General features: G+C 51.8%; 12 protein-coding genes. 7 read left to right on the top strand and 5 right to left on the bottom strand.

What is annotated here, in order from left to right; translation table 11 throughout:
* The first annotated feature begins 53 nt into the window (after positions 1 to 53).
* The 6 genes from C4F51_RS11080 to C4F51_RS11105 all read left to right on the top strand — a co-directional run bounded on the left by C4F51_RS11080 (position 54) and on the right by C4F51_RS11105 (position 10904).
* Positions 54 to 2972 (top strand): insulinase family protein, encoded by a 2919-nt coding sequence (locus C4F51_RS11080; RefSeq protein WP_193909781.1) that lies wholly within the window; start codon positions 54 to 56, stop codon positions 2970 to 2972.
* Between the two features lie 281 nt (positions 2973 to 3253).
* A complete protein-coding gene (locus C4F51_RS11085; protein ID WP_193909783.1) occupies positions 3254 to 4120 on the top strand; it encodes a PP2C family protein-serine/threonine phosphatase in 867 nt (288 codons plus the stop codon).
* Positions 4121 to 4148: 28 nt separating this feature from the next.
* Complete coding sequence (locus C4F51_RS11090) at positions 4149 to 6485, top strand: bifunctional serine/threonine-protein kinase/formylglycine-generating enzyme family protein (RefSeq protein ID WP_268905091.1); 2337 nt, start codon at positions 4149 to 4151, stop codon at positions 6483 to 6485.
* 252 nt (positions 6486 to 6737) lie between these two features.
* Positions 6738 to 7052 carry a DUF485 domain-containing protein gene (locus C4F51_RS11095; RefSeq protein WP_193909787.1) on the top strand — a complete coding sequence of 105 codons (315 nt, stop codon included), beginning with the start codon at positions 6738 to 6740 and terminating at the stop codon, positions 7050 to 7052.
* Positions 7049 to 8686, top strand: coding sequence for a cation acetate symporter (locus C4F51_RS11100; protein ID WP_193909789.1), 1638 nt, complete (start codon positions 7049 to 7051; stop codon positions 8684 to 8686). Before C4F51_RS11095 ends, C4F51_RS11100 begins: the two co-directional genes overlap by 4 nt.
* Positions 8687 to 8897: 211 nt before the next feature.
* Positions 8898 to 10904: an alpha/beta hydrolase family protein gene (locus C4F51_RS11105; RefSeq protein WP_193909790.1), complete on the top strand. Its 2007-nt coding sequence runs from the start codon at positions 8898 to 8900 to the stop codon at positions 10902 to 10904.
* A gap of 56 nt (positions 10905 to 10960) precedes the next feature.
* Here the strand turns inward: C4F51_RS11105 and C4F51_RS11110 are convergent, their stop codons facing one another.
* The 3 genes from C4F51_RS11110 to uvrB all read right to left on the bottom strand — a co-directional run bounded on the left by C4F51_RS11110 (position 10961) and on the right by uvrB (position 15826).
* Positions 10961 to 12142: a lytic polysaccharide monooxygenase auxiliary activity family 9 protein gene (locus C4F51_RS11110; RefSeq protein ID WP_328701352.1), complete on the bottom strand. Its 1182-nt coding sequence runs from the start codon at positions 12140 to 12142 to the stop codon at positions 10961 to 10963.
* Positions 12143 to 12430: 288 nt separating this feature from the next.
* Complete coding sequence (locus C4F51_RS11115) at positions 12431 to 13735, bottom strand: RsmB/NOP family class I SAM-dependent RNA methyltransferase (protein WP_193909792.1); 1305 nt, start codon at positions 13733 to 13735, stop codon at positions 12431 to 12433.
* A gap of 69 nt (positions 13736 to 13804) precedes the next feature.
* Entirely contained in the window at positions 13805 to 15826 is a 2022-nt protein-coding gene (gene uvrB / locus C4F51_RS11120; protein WP_193909793.1) for an excinuclease ABC subunit UvrB, read from the bottom strand.
* 441 nt (positions 15827 to 16267) lie between these two features.
* On the opposite strand from uvrB, the gene C4F51_RS11125 reads away from it, so the two are divergent.
* Positions 16268 to 17638 (top strand): class II fumarate hydratase, encoded by a 1371-nt coding sequence (locus tag C4F51_RS11125; protein WP_193909795.1) that lies wholly within the window; start codon positions 16268 to 16270, stop codon positions 17636 to 17638.
* Positions 17639 to 17810: 172 nt separating this feature from the next.
* Here C4F51_RS11125 and C4F51_RS11130 read toward each other — a convergent pair whose 3' ends face one another.
* Together C4F51_RS11130 and C4F51_RS11135 are read right to left on the bottom strand one after the other, a co-directional pair.
* Positions 17811 to 18878 carry a GGDEF domain-containing protein gene (locus C4F51_RS11130; protein WP_193909797.1) on the bottom strand — a complete coding sequence of 356 codons (1068 nt, stop codon included), beginning with the start codon at positions 18876 to 18878 and terminating at the stop codon, positions 17811 to 17813.
* Positions 18879 to 19339: 461 nt separating this feature from the next.
* Entirely contained in the window at positions 19340 to 20734 is a 1395-nt protein-coding gene (locus tag C4F51_RS11135; protein WP_193909798.1) for a glycoside hydrolase family 28 protein, read from the bottom strand.
* Positions 20735 to 21225 lie beyond the last annotated feature (491 nt).

A 21225-nucleotide genomic window follows, 5' to 3' on the forward strand; every position in this document is an offset into this window, starting at 1 on the left:
ATGCGGGACGATTTCCCCCTAAATCGGGCATAGCCCACTGGAAGAGAACAACTATGAGCCAAACCCACCCCGGTTTTGAATTTATTCGCAGCCAAACTATTGATGCCCTGAAGATTGAAGTAGAGGAATACCGCCACAAAGTGACCGGTGCCCAACACATCCATATCGCTGCCGATAACAACGAAAACGTGTTTCTGGTGGCGCTACGTACTGTTCCCCATGACTCCACCGGGGTTGCCCATATTCTTGAACACACCGCCCTGTGCGGTAGCGAAAAATACCCGGTACGCGATCCGTTTTTCATGATGATTCGCCGTTCACTGAATACCTTCATGAATGCCTTTACCAGCTCTGACTGGACGGCCTACCCTTTTGCCAGCCAGAACCGCAAGGACTTCAACAATCTGTTGGACGTTTATCTGGATGCGGTGTTTTTCTCCCGTCTGGATGAGCGCGACTTTGCCCAGGAAGGCCATCGGGTGGAATTTGCTGAAACCACCAACCCGGACAGCGAACTGGTGTTCAAAGGGGTGGTATTCAATGAAATGAAAGGTGCGATGAGCTCGGTGCCCTCGCAGTTGTGGGCAACACTGTGCAAATACCTTTATCCGTCCACCACCTATCGCCACAACAGCGGTGGTGAACCGGATTGCATCCCCGACCTTACTTACGAACAACTCAAGGCTTTTTATCGGGTGCACTACCACCCGTCCAATGCCATCTTCATGACCTACGGCGATATTCCTGCTTACGAACATCAGGAAAAATTTGAATCGCGCGCGCTGTCACGTTTTGAAAAATCCGATGCCGTGATCGCAGTGCCGGACGAAAAACGCTACTACGCCCCCATTACCGTAGAAGAAGCCTACCCGCTGGACAATGAAGAAGACACAGCGAACAAAACCCACATCGTGCTCGCCTGGCTGCTGGGTAAATCGACCAACCTGGAACAAACGCTGGCCGCACAAATGCTGTCGCATATCCTGCTCGATAACAGCGCCTCACCGCTGCAACATCTGCTGGAAACCAGCGAACTGGGTGAAGCACCATCCCCCCTTTGTGGCCTCGAAGATTCGCAGCGCGAACTGGCGTTTATTTGCGGCCTTGAAGGCTGTGATGAACACAACGTAGCCGCGGTAGAAAAAGAAATTCTCGATACCTTGAAGCGCATTGCCGAAGAAGGTGTTGCCCAGCAGGAACTGGAAGCCGCCTTGCACCAGTTGGAACTGCAACAACGTGAAGTGGGTGGCGATGGTTACCCCTACGGTTTGCAATTGGTTATGTCGGCTCTCACCTCCGCCACCCATCGCGGCGACCCGATTGCCCTGCTTGATGTAGAGGCGGCGCTGGCCAGCCTGCGTCAACAAATTGAAAACCCCGATTTTATTCAATCATTGATTCGCGAACTCCTGCTGGATAACCCGCACCGCGTGCGACTCACCCTGCGCCCGGACAGCGGCATCAGCGCCCGCAAACAAGCCGCCGAAAAAGCGCGCCTTGCAGCATTGAAAGAAACCCTCACGGACAGCGACAAACAGCGCATCATTGAGATGAGCCTGGCGTTGCAGCAGCGTCAGTTGCAACTGGACGATGACAGCATTTTGCCAGGCGTTACCCTGCAGGATATTCCCGAGTCATTGCATTACACGCCCGGTAGCAACGAAACCATCAACGGTTATCCGCTGCGACGTTATGCAGCAGGCACCAACGGTATTGTGTACCAGCAGGTGGTGTGCAAATTACCGGCGCTGGATGATGAACTGTTGCCACTGTTGCCCTGGTACACCAATTGTTTAACCGAGCTGGGTTGCGGTGAGCGCGATTATCTTGATAACCAGCGCTACCAGGCAGAAGTTGTTGGCTCATTGAGTGCATTCACCAACGTGCGCGGTAACAGTGACGATGTACAAAATATCGACGCCTACCTCACTATTTCTTCCAAAGCCCTGGTGCGCAACCATGGCGCAATGGATGCCTTGCTGTTTGAAACCTTGCATAAAGCCCGCTTTGATGAGCTGCCGCGCATTCAGGAGTTGATTACCCAGGCGCGCGCGCGCCGCGAGCAGAGCATTACCGGTCACGGCCACAGTCTGGCAATGACCGCAGCCAGCGCCGGCATGAGCCCCTCGGCAAAACTGTCCCATCAACTGGGTGGTCTTGAAGGCATTGCCTCACTCAAAGCGTTGGACCAGGCGTTGGAAAGCGAAGAAAACTTGCAGGCATTTGCGGCAAAACTGGCCACTATTCATCAACGGGTTTTACAGGCGCCGCGCCAGTTTTTGCTGATTGCCGAAGAAGAAAACCTGGATACCTGCAAACAGCAACTGGCCAACACCTGGCCGGAAGCCGGTAGCGCAGCATCTTTTGATGCGTTACTGCTGCCTGCGGTGCAACAGATTATTCAGGAAGCCTGGTTCACCGCCACGCAAGTAAACTTTTGTGCCAAGGCCTACCCCACCGTGCCCAGCGACCATCCGGATGCAGCTGCACTGACTGTGCTGGGCGGTTTCTTGCGCAACGGTTATTTGCACCGTGTAATTCGTGAACAGGGTGGCGCCTATGGTGGTGGTGCCGGGCAAGATAACAACATTGCCGCCTTCCGCTTTTATTCTTATCGCGATCCGCGTCTTGCTGAAACGCTGGATGATTTTGATGCGTCGCTGGTGTGGCTGCAAACTCATGAACACCAGCCACAGGCATTGCAGGAAGCCATTCTCGGTGTGATTGGCAGCATGGACAAGCCAGGCTCGCCGGCCGGTGAGGCCAAGCAAACCTTCCAGGCCGAACTGTTCGGGCGCAACCGCGAAAAACGCGAACGTTTCCGCGCCAGAATTTTGCAGGTCACCCTCGATGACTTGCGCCGGGTAGCTCGCAACTGGTTGCAGCCGGAGCGCGCCAGTGTGGCGGTAGTCACCCACGCCGGCCAACGCGACGCCATTGAAAAACTGGGTCTCACCATCAAACAACTGTGATAACCATGCCGGATTGTTGAATTATTTTTAGCAATCCGGCGTGATCAGCCCATGGTGTTATAAGTCAAAGTCTACTAGTATTGCCCTTCTGTACCAGATGGTTGTAGCGGCTTTGCCGGATATTCCCCGTCGAGGCAACCACGAAATAATGGATGTTGTATGTTGATGTCAGTTAACCGACCCATCGCAAGGATTAGACGCTCAATAGCCACCTGCGCTACAAACCCGGGACAGGCTCTTTTTTACATCAATTTCAATTCGCCGGTATTGATGCGTTGGTTATGACTGCTCCCAATCCTCTTGTTTTCAGCGCAGTGACTCACGCGGGTCTCGAACGTGACAACAACGAAGACTCATTTTTAAGTCTTCCCGATCAGGGCGTGTGGGTTGTTGCCGATGGTATGGGCGGTCACGAGGCGGGCGAAATTGCCAGCGCTATTGTTCGTGACACCATCCAGAAGGTATGGATCGATGATCCTTCACCCTCGCTGAGTCGTTCACTTCAGGCCTCCCATCAGGCCGTGTTACATGCATCGGCACGCGGTATTGGTGCCAAAGGCATGGGCTCCACGGTGGTGGCTTTACACAGCACGCAAACCGAATACGAAGTCGCCTGGGTCGGCGATAGTCGCGCTTACCTGTGGTCGTTTGATGACAGTGACGGCAAACTGGAGCTGCTAACCCGCGATCATTCCTATGTACAAATGCTGGTCAATTCAGGCGCTATAAAAGAAGAAGAAGTCGATAGCCACCCCGAGCGCAATATCATCACCCAATGCCTCGGCTCGGTGGAGCTTGATCGGGTGCACGTTGATACGGTGCACGGCCAGTGGAAAGTAAACCAGTGGATATTATTGTGCAGTGACGGATTGACCGACGAAATCAGTTCCGCAGCGATCAGTAAATTGCTCAACAATAATCGCAACAGTGTTGAGGCAGCCAATCGTTTGCTGGAAGCAGCCCTGGCCAAAGGTGCGCATGACAATGTCACTTTGCAAATTATCGAATCGCCGTTGCAACAAAACCGGCTGGCCAGCCAGCTATGGCGCTGGGTGCCTTTTTTTACCAATCACAGAACCTGGGATGCATGGATCTTTGCTGCAGCGCTGGCTGCACTCATTCTATTATTAATCTGGACTCTGATATAAAAGAGAATAACGCTTTAAGCGCACTATGATGCACATTCCTGGCTATCGCGTAATACGCAAACTCAGTCAAGGTGGTATGTCCACCGTTTACCTCGCGATCCAGATCAGCGTGGGTCGGGTTGTTGCACTTAAAGTAATGTCACCGCACTTATCCAGCGACCCGGCTTTTGGTGAACGCTTTCAGCGCGAAGCCAACATTATTGGTCAACTTTCCCATCCTCATATTATTCCTATCTATGACATAGGTGAGCACGATTCACTGAACTACATCGCCATGGATTATTTATCCGGCGGTACTGTTCATGAACGTATGGCGAAAGAATTCACCGTTATTGATGCCCTGCGGGTAACCCGCGAAATTGCCACAGCGCTGGATCACGCGCACGAAAAAGGCTACATCCACCGCGATATCAAACCGGAAAATATTCTGTTCCGTGCCGATGGTTCATCGGTACTCACCGACTTTGGTGTAGCCAAAGCCGTTGCCGGCGGCTCTCGCATGACCAATGCCGGTCAGGTAGTGGGCACACCGCATTACATGAGCCCTGAACAAACCCGGGGCAAGCCGGTAGATGGCCGGTCAGATCTTTACAGTCTCGGCGTGGTGTTTTATGAAATGCTCACCGGCTCAGTGCCCTACCAGGGTGATGAAGCGGTTGCGATTGCCATTAAACACCTCAGTGCGCCTATTCCTATCCTGCCGCCGCATTGTCATGCCTATCAATTAATCATCGACAAGTGTCTGGCCAAAGACCCGGATCAACGTTTCCAGCGCGGCAACGACCTGGCGGCAATGATTGAAGCACTGGAAACGGCTTACAGAACCGGTGTAACCGCCACCCTTGCGGTCACTCCGCCGGGTGCCGGTGCTTTGTTCAAAGCGTTGCTGGCGACCTTCTTCCATAATTTGCGCTGGCGTATGCAGTCAGTGCTGAACAAGCGCGAAGAAAAAGAAAAGGACAGAGCCTGGTTTCAGCCCGGCGATACCCATTACGCCGTGTTGACCGATGGTGCCGGTGAAGCGCAAGCAACCGTGGTGGCCTCTCCATCCGCGCAAATTACCCAGTTCCAGGCAACCGCGATCACGCAAAAGCCACGCGGCAAACGCAGAGTCGTTACGGCTATCCTGATCGGCCTTACTGCATTGGCCGCCGGTGCGACCTGGTTTGGCTATCAGCCAGCTACGCCCGACACGTCGCCAATAGCTGTTGTTGAACAGGCAACGTCGAGCGCTCGACCGCAGTTTACCGCGGCCGATTCATCGTCCTCGCACAACGGCAATAATCCGATTCAAAACTGGATTGCCGAAACACTGGTAGTTGAAGATGAGCCAGTGGTGGTTGTACCGATTGTTACCTCATCCGTAGAAACCTCCAGTGCGTCTTCTGCGCAAAGCAGCGAGGCACCACCGCCGCCACAACAATATCAACTGGTAGTTACCACCGCGCCGGAAGATGCCCGTGTGCGTATTCTTAATATCGGGCCGCGCTATGAAGCCGGCATGCGATTGAGACCCGGCCCTTACCATATTGAAGTGAGCCACCCGGATTACATCACGCATACCAAATGGATCACCATTTCTGACAGTGATATGCACAGCGTGGTAACGCTCAAGCCCACTCTGGCGGCCGGTGAAAAATTCACCACCAAACTGATCAATGGCCAGCAAAGTCCATTGATGGTGAATATCAAACCGGGCACCTATATTCAGGGCGACGACAACCACGCCAACACCTCACCGGCACATCCGGTAACGGTGCAAAAGAACTTTGCTATCAGCCAATATGAAATTACCTTTGCCGAGTACGATGTGTTTGCCACGGCGACTTATCGACCGCTACCCGACGACAACCGCTGGGGCCGGCAAAACCGCCCGGTCATTAATATTTCCTGGCAAGATGCAAAAGAATATACCGAATGGCTCAGTGAAATGAGCGGCAAGGTGTATCGCTTGCCCACCGAAGCCGAATGGGAATATGCCGCGCGCGCCGGAACCACCAGCTCCTGGTGGTGGGGCGATGATCCCAAAGAAGCCCAGGGCAGCGCCAACTGTCGCCGTGGTTGCAACAGTTCTTTCTCCGGATTGTTCGGCACCAAAACCGCACCGGTGGGCAGCTTCGCCGCCAATGAATTTGGTATTCACGATACCGCCGGCAACGTTGCCGAATGGGTAGACGACTGCTACGCAGAAGATTACTTGTTACAACTGGCTCAACAGCCAGGTGGCAGTTGTGAAGTGCGTGTGGTGCGTGGCGGTTCAGCGAAAAGCACACTTGAACAAATTGCCGCCACTTTCCGTGAAGGAATTAATGCAGAAACCCGTAGCGAACACATTGGTTTTCGCGTGGTAATGGAAATCGACTGATGAATATTCAACAGTCGATTATGAAAGAAAAAATTCACGTAAAGAACTGTTAATCGCGCATTTTTTTTGCCAACATCTGGCGTAAAGTAATCTAAAAATAAAAGACAAATACCAAGGAGGTTATCACTACCAGGAAGCAATGAACCCGGCTACTTGCCCATAAGGTTTGTTGAATCAACCGGCTTATGTTTTATCTACCCGGTGCCCCTCGCCGGGAAAGTTCCTACCCAAGTGCAATAATAAGGATAACGTATGGCAGCTATTACGATTGACCAAATCAAACACCAACCTGAATACCTTGCTCTCACCCGTGCCCGAAGTCGCATCACCTGGACACTCTCGATAGCCACTTTCGTAGTTTATTTCTCTGTTATTTTATTGATCGCCTTTGCACCGGATTCGCTCGGTGAACCTATCAGTAGCGGCGTCACTTCCATTGGTATTTTACTCGGCCTCGGTGTCATTCTTTTCTGTTTGCTGGTTACCGGCATTTACGTCTACTACGCCAACAAGGTGCTTGAGCCGTTAAAACAAGCGGTGGTACGCAAGCTGGAGGGCGCCGTATGAAAAACCTTTTCGCCAGTTTAATGCTGTTACTGGCAACAGCACCGGTGTACGCTCAGGCTCAGGGTGGTGGTGCACACATCTCTGCAATTCTTATGTTCGTTGCCTTCGTCATGGTGACACTGGGCATTACCTGGTGGGCGGCCCGACGCACGCGCACCGCACGGGATTTTTACGCGGCTGGCGGTGGCATTACCGGCTTTCAAAATGGTCTGGCTATTGCCGGTGACTATATGTCGGCGGCTTCCTTTCTCGGTATTGCCGGGCTGGTGTATCTGTCCGGATTCGACGGTCTCATTTATGCCATCGGCTTTTTGGTCGGCTGGCCCATTGTATTGCTGCTGATTGCCGAACCTTTACGCAACCTCGGCAAATATACCTTCGCCGACGTGGCATCTTTCCGTTTGCAACAACGCCCTATTCGTATTCTTGCCGCCAGCGGTTCGCTGGTTACGGTTACCTTTTATTTGATTGCGCAAATGGTTGGCGCTGGCAAATTGATCGAAGTATTGTTCGGCCTGCCTTACGAATTTGCAGTGGTCATTGTCGGTGTATTGATGACACTCTACGTGACCTTTGGCGGCATGCTGGCCACCACCTGGGTGCAATTGATCAAAGCGGTATTGCTGCTCTCGGGCGCCAGTCTTATGGCCTTCCTGGTGCTTTACCATTTCAATTTCAGCTTTGAAAATATGTTCTCCTCCGCAGTCGATGTACACGCCAGAGGCATTGACATCATGGCCCCTGGCACGCTGGTATCTGATCCTATTTCCGCTATCTCGCTAGGCCTGGCACTGATGTTCGGCACCGCCGGTTTACCGCATATTCTGATGCGCTTCTTCACCGTACGGGATGCCGTGCAGGCACGCCGTTCAGTGTTTTACGCTACCGGCTTTATTGGCTACTTCTACATTCTTACCTTCATCATCGGCTTCGGCGCCATTGTTCTGCTGCTGAATAACCCCGGATATTTTGATGGCAGCGGTTCGTTGATCGGTGGCGGTAATATGGCTGCTATTCACCTGTCCCATGCATTGGGCGGCGATATTTTGCTCGGGTTTATTTCTGCGGTTGCTTTTGCCACCATCCTCGCGGTGGTATCCGGTTTGACACTGGCAGGCTCCAGCGCCATCTCTCACGACCTTTACGCCACCTTGTTCCTGAAAGGTAAACACGACGAGAAAAAAGAAATCCGTGCATCGCGTATTGCAACCATTTGCCTGGGGATTCTTGCGGTCATGCTGGGCATTGTATTCGAGAATCAGAATGTGGCCTTTATGGTCGGTCTCGCCTTCTGTGTAGCTGCCAGTGCCAACTTCCCTATCCTGCTGCTTTCCATGTACTGGAAAAAACTCACCACACGCGGCGCCGTGATGGGCGGTTCGGCCGGTCTGATTACCGCAGTGCTTCTGGTGGTGATTGGCCCAACGGTCTGGGTAGATACCTTCGGTTTTGCTGAAGCGATTTTCCCCTACAAGTACCCGGCTATTTTCTCAATTTCCATTGCCTTTATCGGTATCTGGTTGTTCTCGGTATTGGATAAATCGCCAGCGGCCAAACGTGAACAGGAAGCCTTCGATGCACAACTGGTTCGCTCACAAACCGGTGTTGGTGCTGACTCGGCCAGTGAACATTAATTGATACCTACCCGTTCTGCCGGTGCAACACTGGCAGAGCATTTCTCTGCTTGACGCTCCTGTTTTTCCTCCTGATACTACTCGCCTTTTTAGCGCATCGCTCTAATCTGAACCTGGATTTACGTAACTCAACAGCACCTTAAAGCTACACTGCCTGACAATTGCATTGTCTCCGGGCAGCGCAAAATTTAATAACTTATAAGGACATAGCATGATCCTATTGCATCGGTTTTCTCTTCCGTTACGCTCTATTATTAAACGCTATCCAAGCGCCCTGCTCATCGCGCTTTCATTACTGGTGCCTGCCCTCCAGGCGAGCCAACCTGATCACCATATTGATACCGCCGATTTTTATCAGGGCGAGGCGTTGCATCACCCGCAGTTATCCCCCGACGGAACACACCTTGCTGTATTGCAGGATGTTGGCAACGAAACCATTATCATGGTGCGCAACCTGGTTACCGGAGACAGTTTTTACCCCATCAAAAGTGACAACGAAAGATTCAAGTTCAACTGGATTGCCTGGGGCAACAACGACCGCCTTTTGCTGAGCGTACGTTTCAGCAATAACCGTGGCATGCGTATTTTATTTACCGAAACCCGTCTGCTTGCCATTGATGCAAAAAAACCTTCCGAAGTCACTACGCTGATTCGTCCGGATGCCAAAGCCGATGGCTGGATCAGTCAGTACCAGGACAATATTATTCATTGGTTGCACGATGACCCGGAACATGTGTTGATCAGTGTGGACCGCGAATCACCGGCCAAACAATCTGTCTACAAGTTGAATATTTATAACGGCAAAACCCAACGCGTTAAAAAATTCAATGCCGGTATCCGCTCGTGGCTGGCAGATCAGCAAGGCGAAGTGCGAGTGGGCGTTGGTTACAACGATACCAAGCGGGAAACCATCATCCGTGTGCTTCCAGCCGGCAGCAAAAAATGGCAAACCGCCTGGCGTTACACCTTGTTTGAAGATCCATCCATTACACCGCTGGGTTTTGGTCACAACCCCAATGAACTTTATTTACTGGCAGACCACGACGGCCGCAAAGCCGTTTTCAAATCCGATTTATCCAAAGAGGGTTTCCCGCTGGAACTGGTGATCAGCCATCCACAATACGATATTGCAGGTTCGCTGATTTATTCTCACGCGAACAAGGAAGTGGTTGGCTTGTATTACAGTAACAGCGCATTTGGCAGCGTTTTCTGGAATGAAGAATTCAAAGCGTTTCAGGCGGGGCTGAACAAAGCGCTGCCAGACAGCGCCAATTACATATCCAGCCTGAGTAACGATGGTCGCAAATACCTGCTGTTTTCCAGCCACCAAACTGACCCGGGCACTTACTATTACGGCAATCGCGATACCAAAGAGTTGGCCGCGATTGCGGAGGTTTATCCGAACATTGACCGCCGCAAACTCACGGCAAAAAAAATGTTGCGATACAAAGCACGGGACGGCCTGAAACTGGAAGGTTTTCTTTCATTACCCGCCGGTGATGGCAAAAATTTGCCAACTCTGATTTTTCCGCACGGTGGCCCTATGTCGAGAGACGGAAACAACTTTGATTCATTTTCAGCTTTTTTTGCCAATCGCGGCTACGCGGTATTCCAGCCCAACTTCCGGGGCTCGTCCGGTTATGGTCACGATTTTATGATGATGGCGGTTGCCGGGATGGGGCTGGCAATGCAGGACGACCTGGAAGATGCCGTGCGTTTTCTGGCAAAGGAAGGCATTACCGATGAAAAGCGGGTTTGTATTGTGGGCGCCAGTTACGGTGGTTACGCTGCCTTGAGCGGCGCCACTAAAACGCCTGATCTTTATCGCTGTGCAATCAGTTTTGCCGGCATCTCGGATATTGTTCGCTTGCGCGAAACGTCAAAGTATTTCATCAACGGTCGGGCGATGCAGGACCAACTGGGGCGCAACACCGCGCAACTGCGCGAGACCTCTCCGGCGCGTTTTGCCGAACAGGTGAAAATTCCCATCCTGCTGGTGCACGGCGACAACGACACCGTTGTGCCGGTAAATCAAAGCCAGCTGATGCATGAGCGATTAAAGCGTGCCGGAAAAGATGTAACCTACATCGAACTGGAAGATGGCAGCCACTTTCTGGATTACTACGAACATCGCAAAATCACGTTTGAAGCGATGGAAGCTTTTTTGCAAAAACACCTGCCGGTTAATGTAAAAACTGCCAGCGCATCCCTGCACTGACAGACCGGTAATCTGATAAAAAACGGCAACCTTCACGTTGCCGTTTTTTTATGCCTTTACTGACAACTGCGCTCCAGACTCCAGGCATTTGCCCAGGCCCAACCGCTGCCCGGCGCATAAGGCCCGCCCACCGTACACCAGCCCGCTACCAGACAGCGGTATTCACTACCACCGTTTTGTACCAGTGCACCGTTGGCATAGGAGGCACCATCCGAGTAAGTCGGCGATGAGCAAACACCACCGGCCACCGATGAAGCTGCGCTGCTTTGCGAGCTGACCGCAGCCGCCGATGAACTGGAACTGCTGGATGAAACCGGTGAACCACCACAAGCACCAAGATCCAGCCAGACGCCACTGGCATCAGAGTTGGTTGCCGGGTTTTGCCCTTGCGTCCACCATTTGGCCTGATAACGTTTGCCGTTGTGGCGCACTTGCTGGTTACCGTTATAAACCGCCGAGGCATTCCAGTCGGTCAGTGCAGCACAAGTATCGTTGGAAATACTGGAGCTGGATGAGCTGACCGCCGTAGAAGATGACGAGGAAGAAGAACCCGGGCCGCCGGTACCATCACCGAAGTCCACGTCGATACATTGGTAGAAACCTTCTGCCGCATCTCTTACCCAATCGCGCTGCCAAATGCTGTAAACGATGTGTTTACCGGTGCGATACGGCAGAGCAACGTTGTGATAGGAAAACAGTTCCTGGTCGGCCGGGCCGGAATCGTGGATCAATTCCAGATCATCCCACTTCAATGGCTGGGTAAGATTATGGCCTTCACGGGTGATGTAATAGCGGAAGTAAGTGGTTTTGTGTGCGGCCGTATTGGTCCAGACAAACTGGCGAACGCCCGGTGTTACGCTGGTTGCCGGCCAATCGGTGCGGTTGAGATCCATACCCGCAAGATTTGAGCGCCCCACGCTACAAAGTTGGCCATCGGGAATAAAGTCGCGGTGATCATCCCGCACACCGCCAACCGCCACTTCCTGAGGCGTATACAAACCCCCGTTACCCGCCGCTTTGGCCGCAATACAAGCCGGATGCGTAGGGTTTTCGATGCCGTTTTCCTTACACATAATCACACGGCTTTTCGGGGAAGATACATAACCGTGAGCCTGGGTTTCAGCTACGGGCATCATGGTCGCTATGCCCGCCAGCAACGTCAGAGCCGCCATGCTCTTGCGGGGGGACAGTCCGGTTATCGCTTTTGAAAACACATTATTTTTATTGATCGCGTTCACGTTATTTTCTCCTGACATGATGATTGCGAGGCGTACGAAGTCGTTCAACACACTTCTATAGCTGCAGGTACATCCATACCTCTCCTTCAACTATCAGGGCGATACTATCGCTCAAGATATAAAATAACAATTTATATTTATAAAATATGTTACTAAATATCTTTCAATAATGAACAAATCCACAAAATGACGGCTTTATCGCAATCATTTTGTGGAGAGTTTTTTAATCAGGAAAATAAAATTTGTACGTGAAATACCGGGGCAACGCACCGGAAAAAATGAAACCGTTTACACCCGGCGCAGTACCGCAACAAACATGGTATCGGCGTCTTTTTCCGGAGCACCGGTGAGCGTCATGGACTCCAGCGCGAAAGTCGGATGCGCCGCAAGAAACTTTTCTACCTGCTCTTCATTTTCGACCACACACCAACTACAGGTTGCGTATACCAGCGCACCCGCCGGCCGCACACTGGCGCTGGCCTGATGCAACAATTGTTGTTGCAACTGCAACAGCGAATCCATGGACTGCGGATTGAAATGCCAGCGCGCATCAGGATTTCTTCGCCAGGTACCGGATGATGAACAAGGAGCATCGACCAATACCCAATCAAAGCCGGCTTGCCTTGCAACTTCTGCCGGTAAACGCAACGGCGCCTCACCATCCCAGGGGAAAGTACGGATATTAAAAAATTCCGCACGCTTGGCACGCCGTTTAATTTCTTCCAATTTGAACGCTTGCAAATCGGTGGCAACCACCACACCTTTGTTATCCATGCGCGCCGCAATTGCCAGGGTTTTGCCACCGGCACCGGCACAGGCATCCCATACTTTCTGGCCGGGTTTTACCGCTATCGCCGCTGCAATTTGCTGGCTGGCGAGATCCTGAATTTCAATATCGCCCTCGCGATAGGCCTGGCTGGTAACAATATTTTTACCGCCCTGAACGCTAATGCCGTCATCGGTTTCGCTGGCATGAATACCCGAGTGCCGCAAACCCGCCACTACACTGTTCGCTTTTACGCCGTGCTGTAAACGCAGCCACAGTGGTGGTTGCACCGTTTGTTTGTCCAGAAAAGTTTGATAGCTTTCTGTGCTCCAGTGGCTTTGGCGAGCACGTTCGTCCAACAGCGGTTTCAAGGAAGGGCGAACCCCTTGCCACAACCAGTAGTGCGCGTTGTTATGATCGGCTTCGCTGCGCGCACGCCACTGCAAAAAAAACTGATGACGCTGGTGCGCATCACGCAATTTTTTTGGCGCCGCTACGGTAGCTTGTTGGCCTTCCGCAGCGCGCAACGCCACCCAATACCACAAGGCCTGTGCAGGTACTTTTTTAATATCGGCTAATGACCAGCTTTGATCCCACGCCTGAATATCCAGCGTTTCCTGCGGGTTTTTATAAGCGGATTCCAATGCACAAGCAAGGTGCAAAAAACGCATCGCGGCATGCATCGCAATACCGGCTTGCAGCGGATCGCGGGACATTTTCTTTTGCGATTTCAACCAGCGATCCAGCGGTTGCCATTGCGGTTGGTCCAGCCATTGGAACCAGAGAGAAACCAGAAATTCGTAATCAGTTGTCAAATTGGGAGTCATTAAATTTATTTCAGGAGGGAAAATTTCACATGGCAGGCCAGCCGATTGCTGCTTGCCACAAGGTAAAAATTACTGTGCCATGGCTTTCTTTTTTAGCGATTCAAGCTGGTCACGCAAGCGGGCCGCCACTTCAAACTCCAGATCTTTGGCCGCCTGGAACATTTGTTTTTCCAGCATATCAATGGTTTTCCAGAGATCACCGCCCTGCATTTCCACAGCGTATTTGTTTTGCTTTTCCGCCGCCATGGCTTTGTTGCGCGCACCGCGACCACCGGCACCCGGCACTTGCGCGCCTTCCATTACATCCGACACCGACTTGCGGATGCCTTTCGGAGTAATGCCATGTTTCAGGTTGTGCTCAATTTGTTTTTGACGGCGGCGATCGGTTTCTTCAATAGCGCGCTGCATGGAACCGGTCATTTTATCCGCGTACAAAATGGCTTTACCATTAACGTTACGGGCGGCGCGACCAATGGTTTGAATTAATGAGCGGTCAGAACGCAGGAAGCCTTCCTTATCGGCATCGAGAATCGCCACCAGCGACACTTCCGGCATATCCAGACCTTCCCGCAGCAGGTTAATACCCACCAGCACATCAAAATGGCCAAGCCGCAAATCACGAATAATTTCTACCCGCTCTACGGTGTCAATGTCCGAGTGCAAATAGCGAATGCGCACGCCGTGCTCCGCCAGGTATTCGGTCAAATCCTCCGCCATGCGTTTGGTCAGTACGGTGATCAGAATGCGCTCATCTTTTTCAACGTGCGCGCGAATTTCTGACAACACATCGTCCACCTGCGTGGTGGCCGGGCGAATCTCAATTGTCGGGTCAATCAAGCCGGTCGGGCGCACCACCTGCTCGACGACCTGGCCCTGATGTTCAGCCTCGTATTTACCGGGCGTGGCGGATACAAAAATCATCTGCGGCGCCAAAGACTCCCATTCGTCAAAACGCATCGGACGGTTGTCCAGCGCTGACGGCAAACGGAAACCGTATTCCACCAGGGTTTCCTTGCGCGAGCGGTCGCCTTTGTACATAGCGCCAATTTGCGGCACGGTGACGTGAGACTCGTCAATGACCAGCAGCGAATCTGCCGGCAAATAATCAAATAAGGTCGGTGGTGCTTCGCCAGGATCACGCCCGGACAAATAGCGGGAATAGTTTTCAATGCCGTTGCAGTAACCCAGCTCCTGCATCATTTCCAGGTCGTATTTGGTGCGCTGTTCGAGCCGCTGCGCTTCCAGCAATTTGTTGTTTTCACGCAGGTACGCCAGGCGTTCACGGCACTCTTCCCTGATCTTATCAATCGCCTCAACAATCGTTTCGCGCGGCGTTACATAGTGCGATTTCGGGTAAATACTGAAACGCGGCACCTTGCGCAATACTTCACCGGTTAATGAATCGAACACCGAAATTTGTTCAATTTCATCATCAAATAATTCCACCCGCACTGCATCACAGTCGGAGTCGGCCGGGTAGATATCAATCACATCGCCGCGCACACGATAGGTGGCACGGTGAAAATCCATATCGTTGCGGGTGTATTGCAGCTCGGCGAGACGACGCAAAATAAAACGCTGGTCGATGCGATCACCACGCACCAGATGCAACAGCATCTTCATGTAGGATTCAGGGTCACCGAGGCCGTAAATCGCCGATACCGTGGCAACCACAATCGCGTCTTTACGTTCCATCAAAGCCTTGGTGGCCGACAGACGCATCTGCTCGATGTGCTCGTTCACCGAGGCATCTTTCTCGATAAAAGTATCGGAGGAAGGTACATAGGCTTCCGGCTGGTAGTAGTCGTAGTAAGACACGAAATACTCCACCGCGTTATTGGGGAAGAATTCCTTGAACTCACCGTACAGCTGCGCTGCGAGGGTTTTGTTGTGCGCCATGATCAGCGTCGGACGCTGCAACCTGGCAATCACGTTGGCGATGGTGAAGGTTTTGCCCGAGCCGGTTACGCCCAACAGCGTTTGGTGGGCAAGTCCGGCTTCGATACCATTCACCAGCCCTTCAATAGCAGCGGGCTGATCACCCGCCGGGGCAAAATCACTGGCAACCACAAATTCTTTGGATGAGGACACGGGCAACAACCTGAATAGTCAAAACGGTGGAATTGTAGCGGAAAAAGCCCGCCCCGGTTGAAGAAGAGACGCCAGCTTGACCAAAGCGGGATGAATTACCGGGCAAAAGTCATTATCCAACACCGTTACACCGAATGTTGTCAGGAGAAATGGCAAAAGGTCATATTTTTCAAGCAGTACGACAGGAGCCAGGTTTCCGCTGGTTTTCGGGCTATTGGTTTCAAAAACGCATAAATGAAAAATATTCTCATTAGCCTCTGTTTTTCTGCGAAATCAGGATAGAATCCTGCTCCATCATAAAAAGCACTACCCTTACAGAAGATTCGCACCAAAACCGGCCAGAGTTCGTAGAAAAAATTTTCCGAAACCGGTTCAGTAGCCCTGAGCGACTATTGCAGTCACCAGCCCCTATGAACCGCTTACTGACGACAGAGGTAACGCATGAGTTTTCGCACTGAAACCGACAGCATGGGTGATGTTCAGGTACCCGCTTCCGCCCTCTACGGCGCCCAGACACAGCGCGCCATCAATAACTTTCATATCAGCGGTACGCTGCTGCCCCCGGCATTTATCAAAGCCGTGGCGCTGATCAAAAAAACGGCCGCCGAAACCAATCAGCAACTGGGCTTGCTGAAAGATGAACTCGCCAGCGCTATCGCCGCCGCCGCCGACAAAATTCAGGCCGGTGAATACGCCGATCAATTTCCGGTGGATGTGTTCCAGACCGGCTCTGGCACCAGTACCAATATGAATGTCAACGAAGTCCTGGCGCACCTCGCCAGCGAGCCGGGCGCCAAGGTTGACCCCAATGATCACGTTAATATGAGCCAAAGCAGCAATGACGTGATTCCCACCGCAATTCACGTCAGTGCTGCGCTGGAAATTTCATCCGGTCTGCTGCCGGCTCTGGAACACCTGCATACCACCCTGCTCGGCAAAGCCGCCCAGGTGCAGGATGATGTAAAAACCGGCCGCACCCATTTGATGGACGCCATGCCGGTAACACTCGGGCAAGAACTGGAAGGCTGGGCGGCGCAAATCGAAGCTAACTACCAACGTCTGCAAACCTTGCTACCGCAACTCTTATCGCTGGCACAAGGTGGCACGGCGGTAGGCACCGGCATCAATGCCCACCCGGAATTTGCTACCAGGTTTGCCGCGCGCCTTTCAGAAAATACCGACCTGCCCTTTAGTGCTGGCGAGAACCTGTTTGCTTTGATCAGCAGCCAGGATACGGCGGTGGCGGTATCCGGTGCGCTGAAAACCCTGGCGGTCAGTTTGATGAAAATTGCCAACGATCTGCGCTGGATGAACTCGGGGCCATTGGCTGGCCTTGGCGAAATTACACTGGAAGCATTGCAACCCGGCTCATCCATTATGCCCGGCAAGGTCAACCCGGTCATTCCGGAAGCCGTGGCTATGGTTGCTGCGCAAGTCATTGGTAATGACGCCACCATCACGGTTGCCGGTCAATCCGGTAATTTTCAACTGAATGTAATGTTGCCGGTGATCGCCTTGAACCTGCTGCAAAGCATTGAACTGCTCACCAATGCCTCGCAAGTATTAGCCGACAAAGCTATTGCCAGCTTTAGCGTCAATAAAGACAACCTGACCAAAGCGCTGGCACGTAACCCGATTCTGGTAACGGCGCTTAACCCGGTTATCGGTTACAACAAAGCCGCCGCGATCGCCAAAAAAGCTTACAAGGAAGGCCGCAATATTGTTGATGTCGCCGAAGAGGAGACCGATATCCCTCGTGAACAACTGCTGAAACTGCTCGACCCCGCCAAACTCACCCACGGCGGTTTGTAAAATAAAAAACCCGCGCTGGTGAAACAGCGCGGTTTTTTTAGAGGAGAGCCAGAAATATTTTTTGGTTCATAAATACCAATCGGAGCTTTCCCGCTCCTCTCTTTATTCATAACCCACTATTCATCGCCCACTATTTTATTACCCACTATTTATCGCAGATCGCTTCAACGTCTCAATAATAAACCATCTGATCGCGACCATTTAACTTGGCCTGGTAGAGGGCTTTATCGGCGCGGGCGATGAGGCTTTCGAGAGTATCATTACTCCGGCGCGATGTTACGCCGCCGGATACCGTAAGTTTTCCAACCGGAACAAATAACTTGTTGCCGGTAGCATCACGCAGGCGCTCGGCAACGGCCAGTGCGTCTTCTTCGGCAATGCCGTGAATTAACACCAGAAATTCTTCGCCACCCCAACGGATCAAATAACCATCGCTGCGTAGCGCATCATTTACCCGCGCAGAAAATTGCTGCAATACGCTATCGCCAGTCTGATGACCAAAAGTGTCATTGATCGTTTTAAAGTGATCAATATCCAGCATGATGATGCTGCCGCGAGCACCGCTTTGCATAAATTCGTCCAGCAGTTGTTGGCCACCCCAGCGGTTATATTGTCGGGTTAAGGCATCGCGCTCTGCCAATCTATGCATTTGGGAATTGTCCCGGCGCAAACGTTCAAGTTGTAATCTGGCTCTTTGTTGAAAAGGTATTAGCACCAGTAACAGCAAGATCGCAAGGCCATAGCTAACAAACATTTCCTGGCCGCGCGCCGTCCATAACTCGTCCTGGTGGACCAATAAGTAACTCAAAATGGGCAATGCATTTAACGTCCATATGGCGATGATAATAGGCACTGCCCGCCTGGGCGGAAGCATGACCATAACCAGCACAATAAGAATAATCAGCAGCGAGGAAATGGGAGGGAAGATATCAATCAGCAGAATGTCAGGATTGGCTTGCGCACGCAGGCTGTAAAACCACGCCGGCAACGAGAGGGTAAGTAGCGCCGTTACCAGCGCTGAATAAATGACCCGCAAAATACTTTTTGGCCGGCACATCAGCCACACCGCCAGCCCCAGATTAGTCAACGCGGCAATGGGCGGTACGATGAGATCCATCAGTTCCGGCTCGGGTTCGATGTAGTGCAATACACTCGCTACCACCGCAAAAAAACCGGTAATCGTCAACCACACCAGCACGCCGCGATAAAAAGCGCGTTCATCTATCGATTGGTTTTGCATTCTTTACCCGGTAAACCTTTAGGTTGCAAATTGGGAACAGTGATCCGGCTTTAACACCGAATTTTCATCATGAAACCCTGCATCTTAAAGTCTTAAGGTAAAATGACAGGAATCCTCAGGAAATACAAAATCCTTCCAGGACAGCCTTCCTTCTTGCTATGGATATTTCAAACCTGTGACAAGGGCGAACGCCGCCAATGGAGAAGCAAGTCATATTCCGGGCTATAACCCTCCGCTCGCCACACCGGTAACTGGCAAACACTCACCACCCGATACGCCCCGCTACTATCGCCCTCAGACCAATCAGCTCGGCAATCTCTGCGGTGCAGTTGTTGTTGGCTGTTTACCTGATATTAGTCGTGGCGCGTATTATTGCAAGTAATTTTGCGCGGCAAGCAGTATATATTTAACCGTGAAATAGCCGCACAAAATTTGCAGGTTCTGCCGCCTGTCGAAAAAATTTACTGGTGGATAAACCCTTCAACATTTTGTACATCTACCGGCTTACCATGAATTTTCTCAACGGTAATATTGGACAGGCGGACATGGGTAACCGGTTGCTCGGCAGAGGCTTTGATTTCACAAATAAATTTTGCCTCTTTAACGGTTACGTTACTCACTTGAATATTGGCGATAGTGGTCAGTGCTTTGTCCAAAGTCGGGGTGAGTGTACGCCATTGATAAAGCACATCGGTATCAATACAAAGCACACCACCTTCAACATTGGCGGCTTCTATATTGGAGACGTAAATATTTTTTACATAACCGCCGCGCCGTTCGTTGGTCTTGATAAATAAGATATTGGTGAGCAGCGCCACGTTGGCCTGCCTGGAGATAGGTTCAATTTTGCAATTATCGACAAAAATATTTTCGATACCGCCCGACAACTCACTCCCTACTGCCAACAGCTGATGGCCATTTCTCACCAGGCAATTTCGAATAACGCCGTTTCTGGTGGGCATAGCCAACCGCCAGGCTTCATGATCACGACCGGATTTTACCGATACCGCATCATCGCCCTGGTCGAAAATGCAATTTTCAACCAGGAAGTTTTGACACATCTCCGGGTCAACCCCGTCATTATTGTGGCCGTGCGCGCGAATACTCACCCCGCGAATAACAACATCGGTACACATGTAAGGGTGAATCACCCAGAAAGGACTGTTTTCAATACTGACATTTTCCACCAGTATGCGCTGGCAGCGGTTGAACTGAATAAACTGCGGACGCAGGTTCGCCTCGCCCCGCGTCATGTCCCGTTCGGCCACCGGTACATTGCGGTGCGCCATATAATAAAGCGCCACCAAAGCCTCCATATGCGCTGCGGGGCGCGCATACCATTCGCGCCAGATATCGAGTTTGGCCGTCAGTTTGCCCGAGCCGGTAATCGCTACGTTGCGGCATTGGTAGGCGTAAACCAGCGGTGAATAGTTGTAGCACTCAATACCTTCCCAGCTGGAATGCACCGCGGGCAAATAGTCCTGCGGGTTTTCCGAAAACACCAGCTCGGCGCCCTCCTCCAGATGAAGATTAACGTTGCTCTTTAAATGAATTCGCGCCGTTGGCCATTGGCCGGGCGGGATAACAACCCTGCCCTTGCCCGCTTTGGCCGCCATATTGATGGCCGCTGCAATAGCGCGTGAGGTTTTTTCCTGATTTTGCGGGTCTGCACCCAGGTCGGTAATAACAAACACCGGCGCGTCTGAAAAATCACACTCCTTGATGTCCGGCATGGGAAAAGGCGCTTCAACCTGCAAGGTTTTTTCCTTTTCGGGAGCCTCGGAGGTTGCGCAGGCATTTAACAAGGGCAGACAAGCTGCACTTTTAAGCAAAGTTCGACGTGATACCGGATTCATGGCATATATTCCGGGTAGGTAACCCTGATAGAGGAAGGTATAAATCGGTTTGCAACTCGACCGTGAGCCTCGTTTCGAAAACCCGATTATTGCTGTTATAAATTTTCAACCAATTGATAGTTATAGCTTTTTTATTCTTTAACGCTTTCGCCCGTGTTTTTTCACCAGGTAATGTATCTGCGCAAATGCCCCGCGACGCCGGACGCCGCTCGCAAAGTGGTCATTTTGGGACTTTTCCGACCACATTCGATCATAAATTATAGCCCGCCGGGAGAAAACAACTATTTTCAGCCTTGGCACAGCGGCCCAAGCGGAAGTTGATTTGACGTTCAGAATCAATTCCCCCGGCCACCTTTTGCTGTATATAATGCGCGCCGAATCCGCTCGGATTTCCAACGGCACCATCCCGCATTATTGATTGGTTTATCCTGGTTATAACAGACACCTGAATATTCAGGGGCATTACTGCGTCCGCCAGGACCGTTCCCCTT

The organism is Cellvibrio polysaccharolyticus (genome assembly GCF_015182315.1).
Lineage (GTDB): Bacteria > Pseudomonadota > Gammaproteobacteria > Pseudomonadales > Cellvibrionaceae > Cellvibrio > Cellvibrio polysaccharolyticus.

Coding starts and splice junctions, on each gene's coding strand:
- C4F51_RS11080 (WP_193909781.1), top strand. CDS start 54: ATGAGCCAAACCCACCCCGGTTTTGAATTTATTCGCAGCCAAACTATT.
- C4F51_RS11085 (WP_193909783.1), top strand. CDS start 3,254: ATGACTGCTCCCAATCCTCTTGTTTTCAGCGCAGTGACTCACGCGGGT.
- C4F51_RS11090 (WP_268905091.1), top strand. CDS start 4,149: ATGCACATTCCTGGCTATCGCGTAATACGCAAACTCAGTCAAGGTGGT.
- C4F51_RS11095 (WP_193909787.1), top strand. CDS start 6,738: ATGGCAGCTATTACGATTGACCAAATCAAACACCAACCTGAATACCTT.
- C4F51_RS11100 (WP_193909789.1), top strand. CDS start 7,049: ATGAAAAACCTTTTCGCCAGTTTAATGCTGTTACTGGCAACAGCACCG.
- C4F51_RS11105 (WP_193909790.1), top strand. CDS start 8,898: ATGATCCTATTGCATCGGTTTTCTCTTCCGTTACGCTCTATTATTAAA.
- C4F51_RS11115 (WP_193909792.1), bottom strand. CDS start 13,735: ATGACTCCCAATTTGACAACTGATTACGAATTTCTGGTTTCTCTCTGG.
- C4F51_RS11125 (WP_193909795.1), top strand. CDS start 16,268: ATGAGTTTTCGCACTGAAACCGACAGCATGGGTGATGTTCAGGTACCC.
- C4F51_RS11130 (WP_193909797.1), bottom strand. CDS start 18,878: ATGCAAAACCAATCGATAGATGAACGCGCTTTTTATCGCGGCGTGCTG.
- C4F51_RS11135 (WP_193909798.1), bottom strand. CDS start 20,734: ATGAATCCGGTATCACGTCGAACTTTGCTTAAAAGTGCAGCTTGTCTG.